The sequence below is a fragment of the Micromonospora sp. M51 genome (genome assembly GCF_018070305.1).
Lineage (GTDB): Bacteria > Actinomycetota > Actinomycetes > Mycobacteriales > Micromonosporaceae > Micromonospora > Micromonospora parva.
The window spans coordinates 1-1,181 of the sequence record NZ_JAGPXZ010001189.1; the positions used below are offsets into that span (position 1 = coordinate 1).

1 pseudogene is annotated in these 1,181 nt (G+C 74.9%); it reads right to left on the bottom strand.

Annotated features, from left to right (window positions below):
• Nucleotides 1-999: pseudogene (locus KBX53_RS33575) on the bottom strand (GGDEF domain-containing protein); the annotation flags it as partial.
• Between the last annotated feature and the right edge of the window lie 182 nt (nucleotides 1,000-1,181).

A 1,181-nucleotide genomic window follows, 5' to 3' on the forward strand; every position in this document is an offset into this window, starting at 1 on the left:
CCCGGGTCCAACCTGGACCTGGCGCTCGGCGGCGAGCCGGAACGCCAGCCGGTCGGCCCGGTGCGCGGCCAGGTGGTCCCCGGCGCGGGTCAGCGCGATGCTGCGCAGTCGGGCCGGCTCGGCCGCCCCGAGCGTCTCGTTGGACACCTGGACGGTGTCCAGTCGGGTGACCGCTTCGATCGGTCGACCGTCGGCGACCGCGAGGCACACCTGCCCCAGTTGACGCAGGTCGCGGGCCCGGGCGCTGTCCCCACCGTGGCTGATCAACCGGGCTGGCTCGGTGCCCTCGGTCGCCACCTGGTCGCCGAGCGCGGCCTGTCGGGCGGCCGCGTAGCCGTACGCGGCGAGGCTGCTCGGGCGCAGCTGCCCGGCACGCACGGCGCGAACGAAGCGGGCCAGGTCGGCCGCCACGTCCCGCAGCACCCGCAGACAACCGTCGCTGTCGCCGTTGTGGTCCAGGGCCACGGCGTTGCGCAGCCGGATGCCCGGTGCGGCGAACGTCTCCTCCGGGATCCCGGCGGTCAGCCCGAGCTGCCGGGCCCGCTCGATGGCGCCCAGCGCGTACCCGTGGAAGCTCAGGTAGCTGTAGGCCATGGCCAGGTCGTGCCAGCCCCAGGCGGTGTCCCGGTCCGGGTCGGCGACGGCGCCCAGCGCGCGGGCCGCTCGGACGAGGTGCATGACGCAGCGGTCCAGCGCTCCCTGGTGGTGCGCGGCGAGCGCGGCCAGCGCGTTGAGGTGACCGTGCAGGTACGGCTCGGCGAGGTCGCGGACGGCCGCCGACGCCTCCTCGATGGCCCTGGTGAACTCCGCGGTTCGACCGAGATTGATCAGCGCGGAGAGGCGCTGCACCATGGCGTCCGCTCGCGCCGCCGGGTCGTTGGTGGTGCGGATCACCCGCTCCAGCAGGACGTACGACTCCGCGGAGCGGCTGGCCTCCTGCAACGCCCGGGCGTGCGTGAGGGCGTCAACCTGGTCCTCGACCCGGTCGAGCCAGCCCACCCGCCAACCTCCTGTCGTGCGCGCCAGGGCGCACCTGTTCGTCACGTCGCCCGCGACGCTTCATGATTATGTCGTGAGTACTTTGCCGCAACACCCCCCCGAAGGGACAGGCCCGGTCCGGCCGTCCGCCGCGGTGGCCCGGGCGGCCCGCTCGCTCGCCGCCGCCGGGGTCGGCTCCGCCC